Genomic DNA, 23,807 nt, shown 5'->3' with positions numbered 1-23,807 from the left:
GTTTTCTTTACCTTGTTAAAGGGTTACTTGAACTGTTGAGCCAAATAGTTACTGGTGCCGTTCATTTTCGACATCATGGTATCCAGCTGAACGAACTGTTGTTTATAACGATCGATAGTGTTCTGAATGCTGGCGGTGACCGTCGTGATCTGGCTGTTCAGGCGATCGAGGTTGGTGTTGATGCTTTTGGTCGAGTTTTCGATGATGCCGCCGGATTTGATGTAGCTCTGGATCTCGTTGTGGATCTCGGTGGCCATGCCGGTGTCTTTGCCGTTACCGACGAAGAAGTTGCTGACTTGATCCGGCTTCTCATCCATCGCTTTCTTCAGCTTGGCGCTGTCGATTTCCAACTTGCCGGTTTTGGTGTTGGTGGAAATGCCGAGGTTGCCCAGGCCTTTCAACTCCGGGTTGTCCTGGGCTGCGCTCAGCGCGCTTTTGATCGACGACTGAATGCCGCGCAGGGTGTTGTCGCCCAGCAGCGGGCCGTTGGTTGGGTTTGGCGCTTCGCCGGTTTTCACCGGGGTGAACTTGGACAATGCGTTGAAGGTGTCCAGCAGGGAGTTATAGCTGTCGACCCACTCTTTGATCTTGTCGGTGGTGCCGGCGGTGTTGGTGCTGATCACCAGGTGTTGCGGTTCATCGGTTTTGGTTTTGGTTTTCAGATCGATGGTGACGCCCTGCAGGGCATCGCTGATCGAGTTGGTGCTGCGCTTGATAGCGGTGCCGTTCACCGTCAGCTCCGCATCCTGCGGCGCGACCGTCTGCTTCATGGCGGTGCCGGTGCCGCGGGTGGCGTTGTAGTTCAGGATATCGCCCAGTTGGTCGTCGTTATCGACCTGCAGAGAAATCTTGTTGTTTTCGCCGGTGGTGGAAGAGCTGACCGCCAACTGATAGTCGTTATCGCCAACGCGCATGATGCTGGCGGTGACGCCGGCTTTGGCGCCGTTGATGGCGTCACGCAGCTCAACCAGCGAGGTTTGATCGTCGCTGAGCGGGATTTTGGTTTCTTTCGGCGGGTTGCCGGCGGTGATGGTCAGGGAGCGGTCGGTGACGCCTTCAGCGCCTAATTTAGCGCCTTGATCGCTGACTTTCGCCTGCGTGGTCAGCGTTTGCGCCTGCGCCAGTTTGTTCACTTCCACCACGTAGTTGCCCGGCACCGCCTTGGCGTTGGTGGTGATCTTGAAGGCGTCGTGTTCGGTGGCGGTGGTGGCCTTGAAGAAATCTTCTTTCGCCATCTCTTTGCTGAGATTGTCGAATTTTTCCAGTGCGCCTTTCAACGTGCCGTAACCGGTCAGCTGGGCGTTGTAGCTGGATTGCTTGGTGGTGTAAGGGGTCAGACGCTGTTGTTCCGCTTTGGTCAGCTTATCCAGCAAGCCATTGAGGTCGAGCCCTGAGCCGAGACCTAATGAACTGATCGTTGCCATGAGTAATTCTCCTTGATGATGACTTTATTCGCTTTACGCGTTATCGGCCCAGTGGTGAAAAAGTTTACCGAAAAAAACAAAAAAACGATGGCGCAATAGAGGAGGGAAAAACCGCGTTATTTCCGCCATTGCAGCGGGCGCAAAAAATTTTAAAAAATTGCTAAAGGTTGTTAGGGGAGGGCCGATACCTGAGGGGACGGTGGTTGACGCCGTGGGCAAACAAGCCCGAACCTTTTAACCGTGTTGCGAAGAACGCAACTGACTCGTAAGGAAAGCAAACAATGGCACAAGTAATCAACACTAACAGCCTGTCTCTGATGGCGCAGAACAACCTGAACAAATCTCAGTCTTCTCTGGGCACTGCGATTGAGCGTCTGTCTTCCGGTCTGCGTATCAACAGCGCGAAAGACGATGCTGCGGGTCAGGCGATCTCCAACCGTTTCACCGCTAACATCAAAGGCCTGACTCAGGCTTCCCGCAACGCCAACGACGGTATCTCTCTGGCGCAGACCACTGAAGGCGCACTGAACGAAGTTAACGACAACCTGCAGAACATCCGTCGTCTGACCGTACAGGCGCAGAACGGTTCCAACTCCACCAGCGACCTGAAATCCATCCAGGACGAAATCACTCAGCGCATGTCGGAAATCAACCGTATCTCCGAGCAGACCGATTTCAACGGCGTGAAAGTGCTGAGCAGCGATCAGAAGCTGACCATCCAGGTTGGCGCTAACGACGGTGAAACCATCGATATCGACCTGCAGAAAATCGACTCCACTAAACTGGGTCTGGATGGCTTCGACGTGACCAAAAAAGGTCCTAAACTGGGTGCAGAAGTTACCGGTACCGTAAAAGTTGGTGATAAAGATCTGACTGTTGACGCCATGGCTGCAGGTAAAAAGCTGTTCTCCGGTAAAGATGCTACTGGCAAAGATACCTTCTACGTAGAAACTACCGATAAAGGTGTTAAAACTTATAAAGAAGCAACTATTGCTGAAGACGGTACAACAGGTAAAGCAAAAATCACCGAAGATACTACTGACGTTAAGATGGCTGATCCGCTGGCTACCCTGGACAAAGCGCTGTCTCAGGTTGACGGCCTGCGTTCTTCCCTGGGTGCGGTACAGAACCGTTTCGATTCTGTTATCAACAACCTGAACAGCACCGTGAACAACCTGTCCGCTTCTCAGTCCCGTATCCAGGATGCTGACTACGCGACCGAAGTGTCCAACATGAGCCGCGCCAACATCCTGCAACAGGCTGGCACCTCTGTTCTGGCACAGGCTAACCAGTCTACTCAGAACGTTCTGTCCCTGCTGCGTTAATCGTCTCTCCCGATTAACTGTCGCAAAGAAACCCCGCTTCGGCGGGGTTTTTTTATGCTCGCGCCCCGCGCGGTTATTACATGGCGCAAATAAAGCCTGTTTTGTGCGACTGTTCTGCCGATTGGCATTTCGCCCCCTACGCATAATAGCGCTGACTCTCTTATCCGCAGGTTTAAGACATAGTGAGCGATCTGTATACCGCCGAAGGCGTGATGGACAAAAATTCTCTCTGGTTGCGCTACGTGCCGTTAGTGCGCCACGAGGCGTTGCGCCTGCAGGTCAGGCTGCCCGCCAGCGTGGAGCTTGACGACCTGCTGCAGGCCGGGGGAATCGGGCTATTAAACGCCGTTGAGCGTTATGACGCCCTACAGGGAACCGCCTTTACCACCTATGCGGTGCAGCGCATTCGCGGCGCGATGCTCGACGAGTTGCGCAGCCGCGACTGGGTGCCGCGCAGCGTGCGGCGCCACGCGCGCGAGGTCGCGCAGGTGATGCGGCAACTGGAACAGCGTTACGGCCGCCCGGCGAGCGAAACGGAAGTGGCGCAGACGCTGAACATCTCGCTGGATGAGTACCGTCAAATTCTGTTGGACACCAATAACAGCCAGCTTTTCTCCTACGACGAATGGCGCGAGGAGCATGGCGAGAGCGCGGAACCGATGCTGGAAGGGCATGAGGAGGCCAACCCGCTGCATCACCTGTTGGAAGGCAGCCTGCGCCAGCGGGTGATCGACGCCATCGAGGCGTTGCCGGAGCGCGAAAAAATGGTGCTGACGCTGTATTACCAGGAAGAGTTGAATCTCAAAGAGATCGGCGCCGTGCTGGACGTCGGGGAATCCCGCGTCAGCCAACTGCACAGTCAGGCGATCAAACGGCTGCGTGCGCGGCTGGCGAACGATACCTGACGGCGGAGCGCCGCCCCCAACTCGATGACTCATGCGACAATCGGACTGCCCCTTATGCCAGGAATACTGTTGAAGAAACGGCCGCTTAGCCGTTACCTGAAAGATTACAAGCACAGCCAGACCCATTGCTCCCAGTGCGGCAAACTGTTGGACCGCATGGCGCTGGTGTTTCGCGGCAAGATAATCAATAAAGAAGCCATCGCGCGCATGGATCAGCCGATCGACGATGCGGTCTGGCAAAACGTGCAGCACGAGCTGACCGCGCTGTGCCGCTTTTGCAGCGAGATTTCCTGCAACAGCCACCCGAGTTATTTCGACATTATGGCGTTCAAGCAGTATCTGTTCGAACAGACCGAGATGAGCCACAGCACCATTCGCGAGTATGTGGTGCGGTTGCGCCGTCTGGACGAAATGCTGGTGGCGCGGAATTACCCGGCGGACAAATTCGCCAACAGCGCCAGTCATCAGCGCATCATCGACGATCTGCCTACCGCGGCGCACAACAACTACCGCATTGCGCTGCGCAAGTACGATCAGTATCTCGCCTGGCAGCGCAGCTACTGAGACTTTCCCCGGCCGCTGGGCCGGGGTCTGCCGTATCCCCCCGTGATAAAGGATGATTATTCAGTTCACATCTGCTAAATCTATCGGTTATCAGATGTTGATATTCGATTCCCTGGGGGGAAGTAGTGAACCTGCAACAACAACTGGCGCAATTTCCGCGTCTGGATCTGGTTGGCACCGCCACACCGCTGGAAAAACTGTCCCGTCTCTCCGATTACCTCGGCCGTGAAATTTACCTTAAACGTGACGATGTCACTCCTATGGCCATGGGCGGTAACAAGCTGAGAAAGCTCGAGTTTCTGGCCGCCGACGCGCTGCGGCAAGGCGCCGATACGCTGGTCACCGCCGGCGCCATTCAATCCAACCACGTGCGCCAGACGGCGGCGGTGGCGGCGAAACTGGGCCTGCACTGCGTCGCGCTGCTGGAAAACCCCATCGATACCCGTGCGGAAAACTACCTGACCAACGGCAACCGCCTGTTGCTCGGCCTGTTCAACGCCGAGGTGGTGATGTGCGAAGCGCTGCACGATCCGCAGCAGCAACTGGCGGAACTGGCGACGCGCCTCGAGGCGCAGGGCTTCCGGCCTTACGTGGTGCCGGTGGGTGGCTCCAATGCCCTGGGCGCGCTGGGATACGTGCAGTGCGCATTGGAAATCGCCGAACAGAGCCGGCGCAGCAACGTGGCGTTCAGTTCGGTGGTGGTGGCGTCCGGCAGCGCCGGCACTCACGCTGGGCTGGCGGTGGGGCTGCAACAGCTGCTGCCTGAAACTGAGCTGATTGGCGTGACGGTCTCGCGCACCGTGATCGATCAACTGCCGAAGGTGGAGCAGATCCAGAAAGCCCTGGCCTGTTCGCTGAATATCGACGAACTGGCACCGATAGCGCTGTGGGACGATTATTTCGCGCCGCAGTACGGCATGCCGAACGAAGAGGGCATGGCGGCGGTGCAGCTGCTGGCGCAGCAGGAGGGCGTGTTGCTGGATCCGGTATACACCGGCAAAGCGATGGCCGGTTTGATCGACGGCATTGCCCAGCGGCGTTTCCGCGACGAAGGGCCCATCCTGTTCGTTCACACCGGCGGTGCGCCGGCGCTGTTCGCCTACCATCCGCAGGTGTAAATACCGCTTGTTATTCCATTTTGAACTATATTTATAAGGTTATATTCCTTTATGCGGGCGGTTGCACTGTTAAAGTGCTGATATCAAAAAAGATAAACAACATACAGGGGTGTTTATGATGTTTGCAAAAGTTCGTCGCCAATGGTTGTTGGGCGTGGTGGGCGTTGCGTTGGCCGCCGGTTTGACGACTCAAACCTACGCCGCCGACAATCTGCTGCAGCAGGTGAAGCAGCGCGGCACGCTGATCGTCGGGCTGGAAGGCACCTATCCGCCGTTCAGTTTCCAGGGGGAAGACGGCAAATTGACCGGTTTCGAAGTGGATTTCGCCAACGCGCTGGCGGAACATCTGGGCGTGAAAGCCAAGCTGAACCCGACCAAGTGGGACGGTATGCTGGCTTCGCTGGATTCGAAGCGCATCGACGTGGTCATCAATCAGGTGACGCTCTCCGATGAGCGCAAGAAGAAATATGACTTCTCCACCCCTTACACCGTTTCCGGTATTCAGGCGCTGGTGAAAAAGGGCAACGAAGGCACCATCACCAAGCCGGAAGACCTGAAGGGCAAGAAGGTCGGCGTTGGCCTGGGCACCAACTATGAGCAATGGCTGCGCGAGAACGTGCAGGGCGTGGACGTGCGTACCTACGACGACGACCCGACCAAGTATCAGGATCTGCGCGTCGGCCGCATCAACGCCATCCTGGTGGATCGCCTGGCGGCGTTGGATCTGGTGAAGAAAACCGGCGATACGCTGGCGGTGGCCGGCCCGGCATTCTCCCGCCAGGAGTCCGGTGTGGCGCTGCGCAAAAATAACCCAGAGCTGCTGGCCGCGATTGACCAGGCGATCGCCGAGATGCAAAAAGACGGCACGCTGGCGAAGATCTCCGAAAAATGGTTTGGCGCGGACGTAACTAAATAATGCACGAAAGTATTCAACTGGCGCTGGATTCAGCGCCATTTTTATTGAAGGGCGCCATACTGACGCTGCAGCTGAGCCTGGGCGGTATGGCGCTAGGCTTGTTGCTCGGTTTTCTGTTGGCGCTGATGCGCCTTTCGCCGCTGTGGCCGCTGTCGTGGCTGTCGCGCATTTACGTGTCGCTGTTCCGCGGCACGCCGTTGATCGCCCAGCTGTTTATGATCTATTACGGTCTGCCGCAGTTCGGCGTTGAATTCGATCCCTTCCCGGCGGCGCTGATTGGCCTGTCGCTCAATACCGCCGCCTACACCTCAGAAACGCTGCGCGCGGCGATTTCGTCGATCGACAAAGGGCAGTGGGAAGCCGCCGCCAGCATCGGCATGACCCGTTGGCAAACCCTGCGCCGGGTGATCCTGCCGCAGGCGGCGCGCACCGCCTTGCCGCCGCTGGGCAACAGTTTTATCGGCCTGGTGAAGGACACCTCGCTGGCCGCCACCATCCAGGTGCCGGAACTGTTCCGCCAGGCGCAGCTCATCACCTCGCGCACGCTGGAAGTGTTCACCATGTACCTGGCGGCATCGCTGATTTACTGGGTGATGGCGACCCTGCTTTCCGCACTGCAAAACCGTCTGGAAGCCCACGTTAATCGCCAGGATCAGGAGTAACGCATGAGTGCCATTGAAGTTAAGCAATTGACCAAGCAGTTCAAAGGTCAGACGGTGCTGCATGGGATCGATCTGGCGGTGGACGCTGGTGAAGTGGTGGCGATCATCGGCCCGAGCGGCTCAGGGAAAACCACCTTGTTGCGCTGCATCAACCTGCTGGAGGAGCCGGATTCCGGCACCATTCGCGTCGGCGATATCCTGATCGACGGCAGCAAGCCGCTGAGCAAACAGAAAAATCAGGTGCGCGCGCTGCGCCAGCAGGTCGGTTTCGTGTTCCAGAACTTCAACCTGTTTCCGCACCGTTCGGTGCTGGAAAACATCATCGAAGGGCCGGTTATCGTTAAAGGCGAGGCGAAAGCCAGCGCCGAACAGCGCGCTCGTGCGTTGCTGGCCAAGGTGGGGCTGAGCGGCAAAGAGGCGGCTTATCCGCGTCGGCTGTCCGGCGGGCAGCAGCAGCGGGTGGCAATCGCGCGCGCGCTGGCGATGCAGCCGGAGGTGATTTTGTTCGATGAGCCGACGTCGGCACTTGATCCCGAGCTGGTGGGGGAAGTGCTCAATACCATGCGTTCACTGGCGGAAGAGAAACGCACCATGGTGATCGTCACCCATGAAATGAGCTTCGCCCGCGACGTGGCCGATCGGGTTATCTTTATGGATCACGGCCGCATCGTCGAACAGGGCCCGGCCAAAGCGCTGTTCGCCAATCCGCAGCATCAGCGTACCCAGCAATTCCTCGATAAGTTCCGGAATCAATAAGGCGTCGGGGGCGTTTCCCCCGACCGCATTCACTCCGCTTTCAACCATTCATTGCGCGCGGCGGCGGCGAGAAATCCGCTGCGGCTGCCGTATCCCGGATGTTGCCGAACCAGAGAGTCAATGCGTCTCGTAGCGCTCTGATGCGGCTTTCAAGCAGAGTAATCCGTCTATGTTGTGATCGTCCATGAGCGACGCCCCACCCTGTAAGGATAACAAGGCGCTAACGGCCGATCGGGCTGCGGACAATAAAAAACCCTGCACGAGCGCAGGGTTTGCGTAGCGGCGAGCAAATCAGGCGGCAATGGATTGCCGCCTTGAGGATGCGTTAACCGATGGTCATCAGGCTGGCGTTACCGCCGGCGGCGGCGGTGTTGACGCTCAGCGAACGTTCGATCAGCAGGCGTTCCAACAGAATGTTGGTTTCACCGTGGGCGAAGCCCTGCACCGAGACGATGGCGCCGCCGCGCTGCGCGATCTGCTCGCACAGGGTGCGCAACTGGTCGGCATCGCCGTGGTAGATGGCGGCATCGAACTCGATCTTGTCCTGCTGCCAGTCTTTGCTGAAGGCGATGCGCGCCTGCACATCGTTCGGCAAGCGGCGGAACAGGTCGCGTTGCAGTTCCGCTTCCGGCCACAGCGCGCAGCTGCCAACCGCCAGCACGGCGGCCAGCTGGATCAGCGCGTCGGCTTCGTTATCCGCCAGGCACAGCACGCGTTCACGCGGCAGCAGGGCATAGGTATTGCGCTCGCCGGTCGGGCCCGGCAGCGGGCGTACGGTGCCGCCCTGGCCCAGTTCCGCATAGCGCTGCGCCAATGCCGCCAGTTCGCCGTGCTGGCTGGTGACCGCCCATTTCTCCAGCGATTGCAGCGCCCCCAACAGCTGTGGCCGCGCGGTGGCTTCCATCGGGCGCTCTTCGTCCTGACGGTGCAGCGTACGTTGCAGCGCGTCGTCCGGACGGTTGGCCAGCAGACGGTACAGGTACAGCGGGCCGCCGGCTTTCGGGCCGGTGCCCGACAGGCCTTCGCCGCCGAACGGCTGCACGCCGACCACTGCGCCGACCATGTTGCGGTTGACGTACAGGTTGCCGACCTTGGCGCGTTCGGTCACCCGGGCGATGGTTTCATCGATACGGGTGTGAATGCCCAGCGTCAGGCCATAACCGGCGGCGTTGATCTGATCGACCAGCGCGTCCAGATTGTTGCGCTGGAAGCGCACCACGTGCAGCACCGGGCCGAAGATCTCTTTCTGCAGCTCGTCGAAGCTGTCGAGTTCGATCAGCGTCGGCTTGATGAAGGTGCCGCGCGCCCACTCTTTCTCATCCTGCGCGCTGCCTTTGGCGGCCTGGTACACCTTGCGGCCTTTGGCGCGCATCGCCTGGATGTGGCGTTCGATGCCGGTTTTGGCTTCGGCGTCAATCACCGGGCCCACGTCGGTGGACAGGCGCTCCGGGTTGCCCATGCGGCATTCGGCCATCGCGCCGCGCAGCATTTGCAGCGTGTGCTCGGCCACGTCTTCCTGAATGCACAGGATACGCAGCGCGGAGCAGCGCTGGCCGGCGCTGTCGAAGGCGGAGGCCACCACGTCGGTCACCACCTGCTCGGTCAGGGCGGAAGAGTCGACGATCATGGCGTTCAGGCCGCCGGTTTCGGCGATCAGCGGCGTCGGCCGGCCTTGCGGATCGAGACGACCGGCGATGCTGCGCTGCAGAATGCCGGCGACGTCGGTGGAGCCGGTGAACATCACGCCGCGGACGCGGGCGTCGTTGACCAGCGTCGAGCCGACGGTTTCACCCTGGCCCGGCAGCAGCTGCAGCACGCCTTGCGGAATGCCGGCCTCCAGCAGGATGCGCACCGCCTGCGCGGCCACCAGCGGCGTTTGCTCGGCCGGTTTGGCCAGCACGCTGTTGCCCGCCGCCAGCGCGGCGGCGATTTGGCCGGTGAAGATCGCCAGCGGGAAGTTCCACGGGCTGATGCAGACCACCGGGCCCAGCGGGCGGTGGCTGTCGTTGGCGAAGTCGTCGCGCACCTGGCCGGCGTAGTAGTGCAGGAAGTCGACCGCTTCACGCACTTCGGCGATGGCGTTGTTGAAGGTTTTACCCGCTTCACGCACCAGGATGCCCAGCAGGCTTTGCAGCTGGCTTTCCATCAGTTCGGCGGCGCGTTCGAGGATCGCGGCGCGTTCCGTCGGCGGCGTAGCGAACCAGATTGGGCCGGCGGCCGCGGCGGCGTCGAGCGCGCGGCTGACTTCGCCTTCGGTGGCTTCACGCACGTAGCCGACCACATCGCCCGGCTCGGCCGGGTTGATCACCGGCTGCTCCACGCCCTGATCCAATTCGGCGTCGATAATCGGTTCCGCGCGCCACGGATGGCTGGCGCTGGTGAGCAGGGCGCTGGAGAGCGAGGCCAGACGCTGTTCGTTGGACAGATCCAGACCGCTGGAGTTAACGCGTTTCTCGCCGTACAGCTCGCGCGGCAGCGGGATGCGCGGATGCGGCAGGCCAATCTGACCTTCGTTGGCCGCCAGCGCTTCCACGGCGCTGACCGGATCGGCCACCAGTTTGTCGAGCGGCAGGGTGGCGTCGGCGATGCGGTTGACGAACGAGGTGTTGGCGCCGTTTTCCAGCAGGCGGCGCACCAGGTAAGCCAGCAGCGTTTCATGGGTGCCGACCGGTGCGTAGATGCGGCAAGGGCGGTTCAGTTTGCCGTCGGCCACTTTACCCACCACCTGTTCGTACAGCGGCTCACCCATGCCGTGCAGGCACTGGAATTCATACTGGCCAGGGTAGTAGTTGTTGCCGGCCAGGTGATAGATGGCGCTCAGGGTATGGGCGTTGTGGGTCGCGAACTGCGGATAGATCAGGTTCGGCACCGACAGCAGCTTGCGGGCGCAGGCCAGATAGGAAACGTCGGTGTACACCTTGCGGGTGTATACCGGGTAGCCTTCCAGGCCGTCCATCTGGGCGCGTTTGATTTCGCTGTCCCAGTAGGCGCCTTTCACCAGACGGATCATCAGGCGGCGGCGGCTGCGTTGCGCCATGTCGATCACCGCGTCGATGGCGAACGGGCAACGTTTCTGATAGGCCTGGATCACGAAGCCGATACCGTTCCAGCCGGCCAACTGCGGCTCGAAGCACAGCTTCTCCAGCAGATCGAGCGAGATTTCCAGGCGGTCGGCCTCTTCGGCGTCGATGTTGATGCCGATATCATACTGGCGCGCTTGCAGGGTCAGCGACAGCAGGCGCGGATAAAGCTCTTCCATCACGCGTTCGTACTGTGCGCGGCTGTAGCGCGGGTGCAGGGCGGACAGCTTGATGGAAATGCCGGGGCCTTCATAGATGCCGCGGCCGTTGGAGGCTTTGCCGATGGCGTGGATCGCCTGCTGGTAGGAAACCAGGTAGGCCTGCGCGTCGGCTTCGGTCAGGGCGGCTTCGCCCAGCATGTCGTAGGAATAGCGGAAACCTTTTTCTTCCAGCTTGCGCGCGTTGGCCAGCGCTTCGGCGATGGTTTCGCCGGTCACGAACTGCTCGCCCATCAGGCGCATCGCCATGTCCACGCCTTTGCGGATCAGCGGTTCGCCGCTCTTGCTGATAATGCGGTTCAGCGAGCGGGACAGATTGGCTTCGTTATGCGTGGACACCAGCTTGCCGGTGAACAGCAGGCCCCAGGTCGCGGCGTTGACGAACAGCGACGGGCTGCGCCCCAGGTGCGAGTGCCAGTTGCCGTTGCTGATCTTGTCGCGGATCAGGGCATCGCGGGTCGGTTTGTCCGGAATGCGCAGCAGCGCTTCCGCCAGGCACATCAGCGCCACGCCTTCCTGCGAGGAGAGGGAGAACTCTTGCAGCAGGCCTTGCACCATGCCGGCGCGGCCGTTTGCACTTTTTTGGTTACGCAACTTCTCGGCGATGCCATAGGCCATTTTGTGAGTGGCCTGTGCAAGATCGGCGGGTAATCGCGCCTGTTCGAGCAACATCGGCACCGCTTCGGTCTCTGGGCGGCGATAGGCGGCGGTGATGGCGGCGCGGGTCACCGACTGAGGCAGAATTTGTTCGGCAAAATCGAGGAATGGCTGGTGTGACTCTTCCTGCGCTTGCGGCATAATGTCGTCCGCTTCAGGCTGGCCCGCTGCGGCCAGCGCTGGAATTTCAGGAATATCGGTACCGCTCTCGAGACGCTCGAGGTAATTAAAGATGGCCTGCTTGATGAGCCAGTGCGGCGTGCGATCGATGCGCTGCGCGGCGCTCTTGATCCGGTCGCGTGTTGCCTCGTCGAGTTTCACGCCCATTGTGGTAGTGCCCATGCCTGTCCAACTCCTGTGTTTAGAACCTATCCCATCAGGCTAGACAAACAGCAGGCCGGAAAGCCTGTTGGGATAGGTTCGTGAGATGTGTGGGTTAAGAATGCAGACAATATCCTGCATGTTGCAACTTTGTGCAACCTTGTTAAATCAGGCTGATGAGCGAAGTGTGAGTTTCATCGATTTTTTAACACGGGCAGTTGGCATGAATGTTGCGTTATTGAGCGAATGCGGCAGGGTTTATTACGCCGCAGGCGCTTTACCTTGCGGTATATAAGGGTAATAGCAAGGTGCAACTCATTTTGCTTGTCGTGAGTGCAACCTTTGAGCCCGGTAAATGTGACGCAGGGTAAACTTTGTGTAACTTTGTTGTTAAATATCTTGTTGGTTGATGAAAGGCTCATCTAGGATAACCGACGGTCAACAATTACGGGCAGAAACTATTTTACCTGCACTCGCTCGCAGGCTGCGCCACGTTCCGGCGCGGCGGCCAGTGAAATGCATTGCGCGTGGGTTTACCGGCGCCGGCATGGCCGGAGCGAAACGCGAATAATAATGAAAGTGGAGAATTAAATGACAATGAGCACACCTATGCTGGTGACCTTCCTGGTGTACATTTTCGGGATGGTGCTGATCGGCCTGCTTGCCTACCGGGCAACCAATAACTTTGATGACTATATTCTCGGCGGCCGCAGTTTGGGCAGCGTGGTGACCGCGCTGTCCGCCGGCGCTTCCGACATGAGCGGCTGGTTGCTGATGGGCCTTCCGGGCGCCATCTTCCTCTCCGGCATCTCTGAAAGCTGGATCGCCATCGGCCTGACCATCGGCGCTTACCTGAACTGGAAGCTGGTGGCAGGAAGGCTGCGCGTGCATACCGAAGCCAACAATAACGCCCTGACGCTGCCGGACTATTTCACCAGCCGTTTTGAAGACAACAGCAAGCTGCTGCGGGTGATCTCGGCCATCGTCATTCTGGTGTTCTTCACCATTTACTGCGCCTCCGGCATCGTGGCCGGCGCGCGCCTGTTCGAAAGCACCTTCGGCATGAGCTACGAAACCGCCCTGTGGGCCGGCGCCGCGGCGACCATCCTGTATACCTTTATCGGCGGTTTCCTGGCGGTGAGCTGGACCGACACCGTACAGGCCAGCCTGATGATTTTCGCGCTGATCCTGACGCCGGTGATCGTGATCTTCGCCGTCGGCGGCATCGATACGTCGATGCTGGTGATCCAGGCGAAGAACCCGGCCAACCTCGACATGCTGAAGGGGCTGAACTTCGTCGCCATCCTGTCGCTGCTGGGTTGGGGCCTGGGCTACTTCGGCCAGCCGCACATCCTGGCGCGTTTCATGGCGGCGGATTCTCACCGCACCATCCGCAGCGCGCGCCGCATCAGCATGACCTGGATGATCCTGTGTCTGGCCGGGACCATCGCCGTCGGTTTCTTCGGCATCGCTTACTTCGCCAATAACCCGGATCAGGCCGGCAACGTGTCGCAGAACGGCGAACGCGTGTTCATCGAACTGGCGATGTTGCTGTTCAACCCATGGGTGGCGGGCGTGCTGCTGTCGGCGATTCTGGCGGCGGTCATGAGCACCCTGAGCTGCCAACTGCTGGTGTGCTCCAGCGCGATCACCGAAGACCTGTACAAGGCATTTCTGCGCAAGGGCGCCAGCCAGCGTGAGCTGGTGTGGGTCGGCCGCGTGATGGTGCTGGTGGTGGCGCTGATCGCCATCGCGTTGGCGGCCAACCCGGAGAACCGCGTACTGGGCCTGGTGAGCTATGCCTGGGCCGGTTTCGGCGCCGCCTTCGGCCCGGTTGTGCTGATCTCGGTAATGTGGTCGCGCATGACCCGCAACGGCGCGTTGGCCGGTATGCTGGTCGGTGCGGTGACGGTGATCGTCTGGAAACAGTACGAATGGTTGGGCCTGTACGAAATCATCCCTGGCTTCATCCTGGGTTGCCTGGCCATCGTGGTGGTGAGCCTGATGGGCCGCCAGCCATCCTCAACCATGACCGAACGTTTCGATCAGGCGGAAGCCGAATACAAAACGGTATAACGCCGTTCGATGTCAGTCGGCAAGGGGCGCGCAGAGCGCCCCTTCTTTTTGCCTGTTTGCCCGTCATTCGGCTGTAACACCTGGCGACATTTGATTAGAAAAAATCACGCTTGCGCCTCTTGTATTTCTTTTTGCCAGAATGATAATCACTCTCGTTGTATTTTACGTTTCTTTACATACTCGCCGCGGCTCATTTCGAGCCGGTTTGCTCTGCCGCCGCGGTCTTTTCAGGGGTGATTAGTTATGTTCGTTCCCTTTCTTATCATGTTCCGTGAGGGGCTGGAGGCCGCGCTGATCGTCAGCCTGATCGCCAGCTACCTGAAGCGCACGCAGCGCAGCCAATGGCTGGGCGCGGTGTGGATCGGCGTAATTGTCGCCGCGGCGCTGTGTCTGGCGCTCGGCATCTTCATCAATGAAACCACCGGCGAGTTCCCGCAGAAGCAGCAGGAGCTGTTCGAAGGCATCGTGGCGGTGGTGGCGGTGCTGATCCTCACCTATATGGTGTTCTGGATGCGTAAGGTGTCCAAATCGGTCAAGGTGCATCTGGAAGGGGCTATCGATCAGGCGCTCAGCGCCGGTAAAGGTCAGGGATGGGCGCTGGTAGCGATGGTGTTCTTCGCCGTGGCGCGCGAAGGGCTAGAGTCGGTGTTCTTCCTGCTGGCGGCGTTTCAGCAAGACGTGGGCGCCGCGGCGCCGATCGGCGCGGTGCTCGGCCTGGTGGCCGCCATCGTGCTGGGCATGATGATTTACTGGGGCGGGGTGAAGCTGCACCTGGCCAAATTCTTCAAATGGACCAGCCTGTTCATTCTGTTCGTCGCCGCCGGCCTGGCCGCCGGGGCGATCCGCGCCTTCCACGAAGCCGGTCTATGGAACCACTTCCAGGACATCGCCTTCGATTTCAGCAGCACCCTGTCGACCCATTCGCTGTTCGGCACCCTGCTGGAAGGCATTCTCGGTTACCAGGAAGCGCCGACGGTCAGCGAAGTGGCGGTCTACTTCCTGTATCTGATCCCGGCGCTGATTTTCTTTTTCCTGCCGCAGCGCGCGGAGCCGGCAGCGGCCCCGGCGCAACGTAAAATCAATCATTAATGTTTAATAGGGAATCTCGTATGTCTACTCCGTTATTTCGCCGCAAGGCGTTGCACGCAGCATTACTGGCTATCCCGGCGTTTGCGCTGAGCCTCGACGCCTTGGCGGCGGACGTGCCGCAGGTCAAGGTTACGGTTAACGACAAGCAGTGCGAACCGATGCAGCTGACGGTCCCGGCCGGCAAGACGCAGTTTGTGGTGCACAACACCAGCCAGAAAAACGTCGAATGGGAAATCCTGAAAGGGGTGATGGTGGTGGAAGAGCGCGAGAACATCGCGCCGGGCTTTACCCAGAAAATGACCGCCACGCTGGAAGCGGGCGAATATGACATGACCTGCGGGCTGCTGAGCAATCCGAAAGGCAAACTGATCGTCACCGCAGCGGCCAACGGCGCCACCGACGGCAAGCCGAACGCGCTGGACTTGGTTGGCCCGATCGCCGAATACAAGGTTTACGTCACCAAAGAAGTCGATGGGTTGGTGAAACAGACCAAGCTGTTTACCGACGCGGTGAAGGCCGGCAACGTGGAGCAGGCGCGCAAGCTGTATGCGCCGACCCGCCAGCACTATGAGCGCATCGAGCCGATCGCCGAGATGTTCTCCGATCTGGACGGCAGCATCGACGCCCGCGAAGACGACTACGAGAAGAAAGCGGCGGACCCGAACTTCACCGGCTTCCACCGTCTGGAGAAGGCGCTGTTTGCCGACAACTCGACCAAAGACATGGGCAAATATGCCGATCGTCTGTATCACGACACCGTTGAGCTGCAAAAACGCGTGAGTGAACTGACCTTCCCGCCGAGCAAGGTGGTGGGCGGCGCAGCCGGGCTGATCGAAGAAGTGGCGGCCAGCAAGATCAGCGGTGAAGAAGACCGTTACAGCCGCACCGATTTGTGGGACTTCCAGGCCAACGTCGACGGCGCGCAAAAGATAGTCAATCTGCTGCGCCCGCTGCTGGTTAAGGCCAATAAGCCGCTGCTGGACAAGATCGACGCCAACTTCAAAACCGTGGACACCATTTTGGCGAAGTACCAAACCAAAGAGGGTTATGAGTCCTATGAGAAGCTGACCGATGCCGATCGCAATGCGTTGAAAGGGCCGATCACCACGCTGGCGGAAGATCTTTCCCAGCTGCGCGGCGTATTGGGTCTGGACTGAGGCATACGGTTATGAGCAACAAGGCAGGCCCGCATAACGGGCCGCATCCGCAATCGCAGGGGGCGGCATCGCCTTCGCGACGCCGTTTGCTGCAAGGGCTGGGGCTGGGCGCGCTGGCGCTGGGCGGCAGCCGCCTGGCTCAAGCGGCGGGCAACGCGGCGGAGCCGTTGGCGACGCCGCAGGATGAGCGCTGGCAGAAACAGCCGTTTTATGGCCGCCATCAGGCTGGGGTGCTGACGCCGCAACAGGCGGCGATGATGCTGGTGGCGTTCGATGTGCTGGCGACCGACAAAGCGGGGCTGGAGCGCCTGTTCCGGCTGCTGACCGATCGCATCGCCTTCCTGACTCACGGCGGCAAGGCGCCGGAGGTGGACGCCAAGCTGCCGCCGCTCGATTCCGGCATCATGGGGCCGGAGATTTACCCGGACAACCTGACCATCACCGTGTCGGTCGGCGCATCGCTGTTTGATGAACGCTTTGGTCTGCAGGCGCAAAAGCCGCTGCGGCTGCAGAAAATGACCCGTTTCCCCAACGATGCGTTGGACGCCGCGCTTTGCCACGGCGACCTGCTGCTGCAGATCTGCGCCAACACCAACGAAACCGCTCTCCACGCGCTGCGCGACATCATTAAGCATTCGCCGGATCTGCTCAGCGTGCGTTGGAAGCGGGAGGGATTCATCTCCGCGCACGCGGCGCGCAGCAAAGGCAAAGAGACGCCGATCAACCTGTTGGGGTTCAAAGACGGCACCGCCAACCCGAAAACTGACGACAAACCGCTGATGGATAAGGTGGTGTGGGTCGGCGACAATGTCGGTGAGCCGGCGTGGACGGCGGGCGGCAGCTATCAGGCGGCGCGCATTATTCGTTTTCGCGTCGAGTTTTGGGATCGCACGCCGCTGCAGGAGCAGGAAACCATCTTCGGCCGCGAGAAGCACAGCGGGGCGCCGCTGGGCATGAAGCATGAACATGACGAGCCGGACTACGCGAACGATCCCGACGGCAAGGTGATCCCGATGGATGCACACATCCGGCTGGCTAACCCTCGCACGCCGGAAAGCCAAAGCAACCTGATGCTGCGGCGCGGCTACAGTTATTCCCTTGGCGTCTCCAATGCCGGGCAGCTGGAAATGGGGCTGCTGTTCGTCTGCTATCAGGCCGATCTGGAGAAAGGCTTCCTGACGGTGCAAAAAAGGCTGAACGGCGAAGCGCTGGAGGAATACATCAAGCCGATTGGCGGCGGGTATTTCTTCGTGTTGCCGGGCGTGAAAGAGGGCGGCGATTATCTGGCCAGCGGCCTGCTCAAGGCCTGAAGCCGGAATGACGAGGCGGGATCTTCCGCCTCGTTTTACGTTTGTCTTACCCGCTGCAGGGGGGCAGTGAACGATGAAACGCAATTCAATGCTTTGCCGGCAGATTAAAAAACACGCAGTCATGCTGTTTTTGATTGCGCAAAATTTAATCGGGAAACCAAAGTGTCATTCGCGGGTTTTAATTGTAATGCATTGATATTTATTGATTATAATTTTCTATGGAATGACGTCTTGGGCGTGATATAGTGTTTTTGCGTTAACTGAAAACAAAAAATATTAAATTTTTTTACATTTTAGTAACGACGTGGGATTGAATGTCATTATACTGTAATCATCTGGCGGTAGTTTTCACACGGTGCACAGCTTGAAGCTGTAAATATCACTGCGGGGATCGCTAATGGTAAAGTCCTTGGTTGGGCTGGAAAGAAAAAATAACACATCTCCCCTGATTTCTCGTTGTAACGAGGGTTCTCTCTCCGACTCTCTTTTACCGGCAACTCCGCACTCTTATCGCTACCGAATCTCATCGCTTTTTACTCCACGTTTATTGATGCAGTCCGCGTTGTCCCGTGAAGACACGGCGCTTAAGCGTTGCCGTCGATTCACTTTGTCCCTTGGCTCTTATTGGCTCGGAGGAGGCCAAAACCTAATACGTGTGTGAAACATAATCGCGCGGCCTGGCCGTTGCGGTAGGTGAAACAAACTGTAAGGTGCCACTATGGGTAGACAGAAAGCAGTGATCAAAGCACGTCGTGAAGCGAAACGCGTTATTCGTCGTGACGCTCGTAGTCATCGCCAGCTGGAAGAAGAGTCTGTGACCTCGCTGGTGCAAATGGGGGGAGTCGAGTCTATCGGCATGGCGCGAGACAAGCGCGATAGCTCACCCATCGAGGCTAGAACCGAAGCTCAGGGTCATTACTTATCAGCCATAGAGAATAAGCAGCTGATCTTCGCCACCGGCGAAGCCGGCTGCGGCAAAACATTTATCAGCGCCGCCAAGGCGGCGGAGGCGCTGATCCATAAAGAGGTGGATCGGATTATCGTTACCCGTCCTGTTTTGCAGGCGGATGAAGATCTCGGTTTCTTGCCGGGGGATATCTCCGAGAAGTTCGCGCCTTATTTCCGCCCGGTGTATGACATTCTGGTGCGCCGTTTAGGATCTTCCTTTATGCAGTACTGCCTGCGCCCGGAAATCGGCAAGGTGGAGATTGCGCCGTTCGCTTATATGCGCGGGCGCACCTTCGAAAATGCGGTCGTTATCCTGGATGAAGCCCAGAACGTGACCGCCAGCCAGATGAAAATGTTCCTGACCCGCCTGGGGGAAAACGTGACGGTTATCGTTAACGGCGACGTAACCCAGTGCGACCTGCCGCGCGGCGTGAAATCCGGCCTCAGCGATGCCCTGGAACGCTTCGAAGAGGACGAGATGATCGGCGTTATCCGCTTTGAAAAACAGGACTGCGTGCGTTCCGCTCTGTGCCAGCGCACGCTCAACGCTTACAGTTAACCTATCCGCTAATGGAAAGGCCGCTTCGGCGGCCTTTTTTATCTCCGCAATTTCCCCTCTCGTTTAACCTTTGTGTAAATTATTGTGGTTTTCTGTATAGATTTTCGTTGAGTTAGCGTTAATGATTAATGGGTTCCAGATTGGCGCGCAATTTGCCTGTGCCGCCAAAAGGACATTATCTGGGGTGTGCGCCGCGCGGCGCATAGCGTGTGGGTTCCTTGATGCGATTCAAACATGAAATACATCATTCTGCTTTTGCTTATTTTATGCGTCGTCTATGTGCATTACCGCGGGCGGGTGCGCTACAACGTGTGGCGTCAGCTGTCTGACCATTCCACCTTTACCGCACCGCTGAACGTCTTCATGTATCTGTTTTCCCGTGTGCCGACCACGCCGTACCTGAAGCCGGAGCAATTTCCTGAGCTGACGGTACTGCGGGAGAACTGGGAAACCATCCGCGACGAAGGACAGAAGCTGATGGAGATCCAGCAGATCAAAGCGTCCGATCAATTCAACGACGCCGGTTTCAACTCGTTCTTCAAGACCGGTTGGAAACGCTTTTATCTGAAATGGTATGAGGACAGCCATCCCTCCGCCATGACCCTGTGCCCGCAGACCACGGAACTGCTGCGCAGCCTGCCTTCGGTCAAGGCGGCGATGTTCGCCGAACTGCCGGACGGCAGCCGTTTGCCGCGCCACCGCGACCCTTACGCTGGTTCGCTGCGTTATCACCTGGGGCTGATTACCCCCAATGATGACCGCTGCTTCATTGAGGTGGACGGTGAGCGCTACAGCTGGCGCGACGGTGAAGGGGTGATGTTCGATGAAACCTATCTGCACTATGCGGAAAACCAGAGCGGGCAGAATCGCCTGATCCTGTTCTGCGATATCGAACGGCCGATGCGCTACCGCTGGGCACAGGCGGTTAACCACTGGTTGGGGCGCAATCTGATGAGCGCCGCCACCGCGCCGAATGAAGAGGGCGATCGCACCGGCGGCGTCAACAAGATGTTCAAATACATCTATGCGATACGCCGGGTGGGGAAACGCCTGAAGGCCTGGAACCGTACCGGTTATTACATCATCAAGTGGATTTTGTTCGGGGGGATCGCCGCGGCGATATTCTTCTCGGTATAACGAAGGCAGGGGCGCACAGAGTGCGCCCCTTTTTGATCAGGCGAAGATCGTCATCATGTAGGCGGCGAACAGCGCCAGGTGGGCGGTGCCGTTCAGCACGTTGGTGCGGCCGGTCGAGAACGACAGCTGGCACAGCAGCAACACCGTCAGCATCACCACGATATGCGGCGTTTGCAGGCCGAAGATCAGCGTCTGCCCGGTCAGGGTGGCGATGATGGTGACCGCCGGCACGGTCAGGGAGATGGTCGCCAGCACCGAACCGAAGAACAGGTTCATGGCGCGTTGCACCTGGTTGTTCAACACGGCGCGCAGCGCGCCCAGGCCTTCCGGCGACAGGATCAGCAGCGCCACCAGGAAGCCGGTGAACTGCGCCGGCGCATTCATCTTGGTCAGCAGGCCTTCCAGCGGATTGGCGTTGAACTTGGTGACGGCGATAACCGCGATCAGGTGCACGATGAGCCAGGCGGCGTGCCAGGCGCTGCTGTGCGAAGAGGGCTTGCCGTGATGCGGATCACCATCGTCGTCTTCATGCTCGTACACGAACAGGCTTTGGTGGGTTTTGGTCTGGATCACCAGGAACACGCCATACATGGCGGCGGAAATCAGTGCCACCAGCAGCGCTTGCCCGGTGCTGAAGTTGCCGCCCGGCAGCGCGCTCGGGAATACCAGCACGATCACCGCCAGCGGGAAAATCGCCATCAGATACTGTTTGATGCCACCCAGGTTGACGTACTGGGTGGCGAACTTGCGTCCGCCGAGCAGCAGCGCAAAGCCGACCAGGCCGGCGGAAACGATCATGATGATGGAGTACAGCGTGTCGCGCATCAGCGCCGGCGCGGCGTCGCCGGTGGCCATCAGCGCGGAAATCAGGCTGACTTCGAGGATCACCACGGACAAACTGAGGATCAGCGAGCCGTAGGGTTCGCCCAATCGGTGGGCCAGCACGTCGGCGTGACGCACCACGCTGAAGGCGCTGCTGAGGATCCCCACCAGCGCGAGAATATTGATGCCAACAATCAGCGGAAAGTTAGCGGTGCTGCCCCATAAATTCAACACCACCAGCGCGGCGATGGGGAAGATCAGCGAGTATTCGGTGTGGCGAGACTTGGTGGATCGGCCAGGATCGTGTTGCGACTTCATGAGGGTGGCACTCCTTCTCAAACAGCGTAGCCCGTCAGCGCCGGTCGCCGTGATGCGGCAACTCTGCGTTTCCAGTAGGTATTTTATATTAGGATACACCCGCGGCGCCGGTGTGATGTTGTTTTTATCTGAGAAAGCAATTGCTTGCTTTGTGTGATCAGGGTAACAAAAAAACCGCACGGGGTGCGGTTTTATTTACTTACTTTTACGCAATAACGCTAATTTTTAACGTTAGATTTGAGAAAAGTCGTGTTTACTTGTTTACTGCTCGGTTAATCAAGGAGAATGAGACGGTCAGTCGTCAATATTATCCATGATTTCATGCCGTTTATTGTGGTAACCCTCTTCATTTAGCCCCTCACGCCAGTAAGGCACGGCATAAAGACGATTACGATCGCATTGACGTTCGCGCCGCAGGTAACGGCGCAACTCTACTACCAGGCGATCTTCACCGGCGAGCCAGAAGTGCGCTTCACCCTGCGGCACGGACTGCGCGCGGAACCGAGCGATCAATTCGTCGGTTTTCTCTGTGCCGCCGACGACCCAATTCACCTCAACGCCGGTAGGCTTTTTCAGGTCAATCACGTCGGCAGTGCTATCGACGCGGACGAAAGCGCGCCCGGCGCCGTGCGGCGGCAGGTTTTCCAGCAGCGCGGCCAACGCCGGCAGCGAGGAAGGATCGCCCGCCAGGCAGTAGAAGTCGGCGGCCGGCAGCATCGGTTTGGGGCCGCCTGGATTGCTGATGCCGATTTTATCGCCAATTTTCGCCTGGCGCGCAAAGTCGACCGCTGGTCCCTGGTGATCGTGAATGGCGAATTCGATGTCCACTTCCGCCTGTTCCGGGCGCACGGCGCGAATGGAATAGGTGCGCACGATCGGGCGCACGGCATCGGCAGCCCAGCGCGGGCCGTTTTCAGTCAGCGTCGGCAGATCCGGCTGCGTTTGGCCGGCGAGCGGCAAAAAGACCTTGATGTGCGCGGCGGCGGCGTTGGCCTGGTAGTAGCGCAGATCGGGCGCGGTAAAGGTGATGCGGCGCAGGTGCGGCGTAATGTCCTGTACGGCGCTGACGGCGATCAGGTAGGGGGCGCGTGAGCGAGGGGATTCGGTAGTCACGGGGATCTCCTTATAGGTCGTTTGGCGGTGAGTATACCATGCCGTTTGATAATGAGAATTGTTTGCTCATTGAGGCGTAACCGCGTGTGGGCTAGGCTTAAGGTTCACGCAATACGCACGGGAGGATGTGATGCCATACCAAGACACGAACGACTTGCCGGACAATGTGAAGCATGTGCTGCCGGAACATGCGCAGGCGATCTATAAAGAAGCGTTTAACAGCGCCTGGCAACAATACCGGGATCCCGACGATCGGCGCGGTGACGACAGCCGGGAGGAGACGGCGCATAAAGTAGCCTGGGCGGCGGTCAAGCAAAGCTATCGCAAGGGCGACGACGAACGCTGGCATAAAAAGTAACGCCTCTATGCCCCGGTAAGAATCGCGCAGACGTTATGCTGACCTCGGCAATTAATATTGTTGCTGCTCAGTACAAATACTTTTCCACGTTAACGCCGCTTTGCAACTTGATTGCGCGGCGGGAAAAGAATATGGTCATTATTAATCGGCGCGGTTATTGAATTAATAAAATTCCGCACCAAAAAATAAAATTGCAAAGGTTCAGTAGTGGCGAGGGAGGACGAGAAATCGTATTCCCGGGAGGTTGTAACAGTGTTAACGCGAGATTTTCTGCAAAAAGCGGATTGCAAAACCGCCTTTGGCGCTATTGAGGAGTCGCTGTTGCTGACGCCTGAACAGCGCGCAGCCTCGTTGGAATGCACGCTATCGCGCCGGCCGGATCACAGCCCGGTATGGGTATTCGGTTACGGTTCGCTGATGTGGAATCCGGTTTTCGAATCTGAAGAAGTGCGGCCCGCCATGCTGCAGGGCTGGCATCGGGCGTTCTGCATGCGTTTGACCGCCGGGCGCGGCACGCTGCACCAGCCGGGGCGCATGCTGGCGCTGAAAGAGGGTGGCCAGACCACCGGATTGGCGTTTCGTCTGCCGGAAGGCAAGCTGCGTGAAGAGCTGGAGCTGCTTTGGAAGCGCGAAATGGTGACCGATTGCTACGTGCCGACCTGGTGTGAACTGCAGTTGGATGGCGGAGAGACCGTCACGGCGCTGGTGTTCGTGATGAACGCGCAGCACCCGCTGTTTGAAGCAGACACCAGCCACCAGGTGATCGCGCCATTGATCGCCAGCGCCAGCGGCCCGCTGGGCACCAACGCGCAATACCTGTTTGCGCTGGATAACGAGCTGAAGCACCACGGCATGCAGGATGATTGCATCGGCGATCTGGTGCGCTATGTACAGCAATGGTTGCAGCAGAACCGCACCGGCGGCATCGGCAGCGAGGCCACCGCCTGAGGCTGCTGCGGGAATGCGAACGGTGA

19 protein-coding genes and 1 pseudogene are annotated in these 23,807 nt (G+C 58.8%); 15 read left to right on the top strand and 5 right to left on the bottom strand.

Annotated elements, in window-relative coordinates; genetic code table 11:
• Window positions 1-23 precede the first annotated feature (23 nt).
• On the bottom strand, window positions 24-1,424 hold the full coding sequence (fliD, locus tag ADK28_RS01510) for a flagellar filament capping protein FliD (protein ID WP_015378237.1): 1,401 nt from the start codon (window positions 1,422-1,424) through the stop codon (window positions 24-26).
• A 281-nt stretch (window positions 1,425-1,705) separates the two neighbouring features.
• On the opposite strand from fliD, the gene ADK28_RS01505 reads away from it, so the two are divergent.
• From ADK28_RS01505 to tcyN, 7 genes are all read left to right on the top strand, one after another.
• A complete protein-coding gene (locus tag ADK28_RS01505; protein WP_048794697.1) occupies window positions 1,706-2,749 on the top strand; it encodes a flagellin FliC in 1,044 nt (347 codons plus the stop codon).
• Window positions 2,750-2,931: 182 nt separating this feature from the next.
• Window positions 2,932-3,654: an RNA polymerase sigma factor FliA gene (locus tag ADK28_RS01500; RefSeq protein WP_016927322.1), complete on the top strand. Its 723-nt coding sequence runs from the start codon at window positions 2,932-2,934 to the stop codon at window positions 3,652-3,654.
• Window positions 3,655-3,708: 54 nt separating this feature from the next.
• Window positions 3,709-4,218 carry a flagella biosynthesis regulatory protein FliZ gene (gene fliZ / locus ADK28_RS01495; protein ID WP_004934751.1) on the top strand — a complete coding sequence of 170 codons (510 nt, stop codon included), beginning with the start codon at window positions 3,709-3,711 and terminating at the stop codon, window positions 4,216-4,218.
• A gap of 125 nt (window positions 4,219-4,343) precedes the next feature.
• Window positions 4,344-5,336, top strand: a complete 993-nt coding sequence (locus ADK28_RS01490; RefSeq protein WP_048794696.1) for a D-cysteine desulfhydrase — start codon at window positions 4,344-4,346, stop codon at window positions 5,334-5,336.
• A 115-nt stretch (window positions 5,337-5,451) separates the two neighbouring features.
• Window positions 5,452-6,252, top strand: a complete 801-nt coding sequence (tcyJ, locus tag ADK28_RS01485) for a cystine ABC transporter substrate-binding protein (protein ID WP_016927325.1) — start codon at window positions 5,452-5,454, stop codon at window positions 6,250-6,252.
• Complete coding sequence (tcyL, locus tag ADK28_RS01480; protein ID WP_016927326.1) at window positions 6,252-6,914, top strand: cystine ABC transporter permease; 663 nt, start codon at window positions 6,252-6,254, stop codon at window positions 6,912-6,914. Before tcyJ ends, tcyL begins: the two co-directional genes overlap by 1 nt.
• 3 nt (window positions 6,915-6,917) lie before the next feature.
• Window positions 6,918-7,670, top strand: coding sequence for an L-cystine ABC transporter ATP-binding protein TcyN (tcyN, locus tag ADK28_RS01475; RefSeq protein ID WP_015378232.1), 753 nt, complete (start codon window positions 6,918-6,920; stop codon window positions 7,668-7,670).
• 29 nt (window positions 7,671-7,699) lie between these two features.
• Here the strand turns inward: tcyN and ADK28_RS33510 are convergent.
• Both ADK28_RS33510 and putA read right to left on the bottom strand, forming a co-directional pair.
• A pseudogene (locus tag ADK28_RS33510) lies at window positions 7,700-7,798 on the bottom strand (type II toxin-antitoxin system HicB family antitoxin); the annotation flags it as partial.
• Window positions 7,799-7,995: 197 nt separating this feature from the next.
• Window positions 7,996-11,967: a trifunctional transcriptional regulator/proline dehydrogenase/L-glutamate gamma-semialdehyde dehydrogenase gene (gene putA / locus ADK28_RS01470; protein ID WP_048794695.1), complete on the bottom strand. Its 3,972-nt coding sequence runs from the start codon at window positions 11,965-11,967 to the stop codon at window positions 7,996-7,998.
• A gap of 570 nt (window positions 11,968-12,537) precedes the next feature.
• Here putA and putP point away from each other — a divergent pair.
• The 6 genes from putP (at window position 12,538) to lpxO (ending at window position 20,222) form a co-directional block, all read left to right on the top strand.
• Entirely contained in the window at window positions 12,538-14,022 is a 1,485-nt protein-coding gene (gene putP / locus ADK28_RS01465) for a sodium/proline symporter PutP (protein ID WP_015378228.1), read from the top strand.
• A 243-nt stretch (window positions 14,023-14,265) separates the two neighbouring features.
• Window positions 14,266-15,111: an iron uptake transporter permease EfeU gene (gene efeU, locus ADK28_RS01460; RefSeq protein ID WP_016927330.1), complete on the top strand. Its 846-nt coding sequence runs from the start codon at window positions 14,266-14,268 to the stop codon at window positions 15,109-15,111.
• A gap of 20 nt (window positions 15,112-15,131) precedes the next feature.
• Window positions 15,132-16,268: an iron uptake system protein EfeO gene (gene efeO / locus ADK28_RS01455; protein WP_048794694.1), complete on the top strand. Its 1,137-nt coding sequence runs from the start codon at window positions 15,132-15,134 to the stop codon at window positions 16,266-16,268.
• 11 nt (window positions 16,269-16,279) lie between these two features.
• Window positions 16,280-17,578 carry an iron uptake transporter deferrochelatase/peroxidase subunit gene (gene efeB, locus ADK28_RS01450; RefSeq protein ID WP_048794693.1) on the top strand — a complete coding sequence of 433 codons (1,299 nt, stop codon included), beginning with the start codon at window positions 16,280-16,282 and terminating at the stop codon, window positions 17,576-17,578.
• Window positions 17,579-18,296: 718 nt separating this feature from the next.
• Entirely contained in the window at window positions 18,297-19,085 is a 789-nt protein-coding gene (gene phoH / locus ADK28_RS01445; RefSeq protein WP_015378226.1) for a phosphate starvation-inducible protein PhoH, read from the top strand.
• A 234-nt stretch (window positions 19,086-19,319) separates the two neighbouring features.
• Entirely contained in the window at window positions 19,320-20,222 is a 903-nt protein-coding gene (gene lpxO, locus ADK28_RS01440) for a lipid A hydroxylase LpxO (protein WP_021504035.1), read from the top strand.
• A 36-nt stretch (window positions 20,223-20,258) separates the two neighbouring features.
• Here the strand turns inward: lpxO and chaA are convergent, their stop codons facing one another.
• Window positions 20,259-21,362 (bottom strand): sodium-potassium/proton antiporter ChaA, encoded by a 1,104-nt coding sequence (chaA, locus tag ADK28_RS01435; RefSeq protein WP_004934723.1) that lies wholly within the window; start codon window positions 21,360-21,362, stop codon window positions 20,259-20,261.
• Between the two features lie 294 nt (window positions 21,363-21,656).
• On the bottom strand, window positions 21,657-22,475 hold the full coding sequence (locus ADK28_RS01430; RefSeq protein ID WP_048794692.1) for a siderophore-interacting protein: 819 nt from the start codon (window positions 22,473-22,475) through the stop codon (window positions 21,657-21,659).
• Between the two features lie 130 nt (window positions 22,476-22,605).
• Between ADK28_RS01430 and chaB the strand changes: the two genes are divergently transcribed.
• On the top strand, window positions 22,606-22,833 hold the full coding sequence (chaB, locus tag ADK28_RS01425; protein WP_016927335.1) for a putative cation transport regulator ChaB: 228 nt from the start codon (window positions 22,606-22,608) through the stop codon (window positions 22,831-22,833).
• Window positions 22,834-23,085: 252 nt separating this feature from the next.
• Window positions 23,086-23,781, top strand: a complete 696-nt coding sequence (locus tag ADK28_RS01420; RefSeq protein ID WP_016927336.1) for a gamma-glutamylcyclotransferase — start codon at window positions 23,086-23,088, stop codon at window positions 23,779-23,781.
• Window positions 23,782-23,807: the final 26 nt, after the last annotated feature.

The sequence above is a fragment of the Serratia sp. 506_PEND genome (assembly GCF_001076875.1).
GTDB lineage: Bacteria > Pseudomonadota > Gammaproteobacteria > Enterobacterales > Enterobacteriaceae > Serratia > Serratia marcescens.
The sequence above is the reverse complement of the archived record's forward strand: the minus strand, read 5'-3'. Positions and strand labels throughout refer to the sequence as shown.

Coding starts and splice junctions, on each gene's coding strand:
- putP (WP_015378228.1), top strand. CDS start 12,538: ATGACAATGAGCACACCTATGCTGGTGACCTTCCTGGTGTACATTTTC.
- tcyL (WP_016927326.1), top strand. CDS start 6,252: ATGCACGAAAGTATTCAACTGGCGCTGGATTCAGCGCCATTTTTATTG.
- efeO (WP_048794694.1), top strand. CDS start 15,132: ATGTCTACTCCGTTATTTCGCCGCAAGGCGTTGCACGCAGCATTACTG.
- lpxO (WP_021504035.1), top strand. CDS start 19,320: ATGAAATACATCATTCTGCTTTTGCTTATTTTATGCGTCGTCTATGTG.
- putA (WP_048794695.1), bottom strand. CDS start 11,967: ATGGGCACTACCACAATGGGCGTGAAACTCGACGAGGCAACACGCGAC.
- efeB (WP_048794693.1), top strand. CDS start 16,280: ATGAGCAACAAGGCAGGCCCGCATAACGGGCCGCATCCGCAATCGCAG.
- phoH (WP_015378226.1), top strand. CDS start 18,297: ATGGGTAGACAGAAAGCAGTGATCAAAGCACGTCGTGAAGCGAAACGC.
- chaA (WP_004934723.1), bottom strand. CDS start 21,362: ATGAAGTCGCAACACGATCCTGGCCGATCCACCAAGTCTCGCCACACC.
- tcyN (WP_015378232.1), top strand. CDS start 6,918: ATGAGTGCCATTGAAGTTAAGCAATTGACCAAGCAGTTCAAAGGTCAG.
- fliD (WP_015378237.1), bottom strand. CDS start 1,424: ATGGCAACGATCAGTTCATTAGGTCTCGGCTCAGGGCTCGACCTCAAT.
- ADK28_RS01505 (WP_048794697.1), top strand. CDS start 1,706: ATGGCACAAGTAATCAACACTAACAGCCTGTCTCTGATGGCGCAGAAC.
- efeU (WP_016927330.1), top strand. CDS start 14,266: ATGTTCGTTCCCTTTCTTATCATGTTCCGTGAGGGGCTGGAGGCCGCG.
- chaB (WP_016927335.1), top strand. CDS start 22,606: ATGCCATACCAAGACACGAACGACTTGCCGGACAATGTGAAGCATGTG.
- fliZ (WP_004934751.1), top strand. CDS start 3,709: ATGCCAGGAATACTGTTGAAGAAACGGCCGCTTAGCCGTTACCTGAAA.
- tcyJ (WP_016927325.1), top strand. CDS start 5,452: ATGATGTTTGCAAAAGTTCGTCGCCAATGGTTGTTGGGCGTGGTGGGC.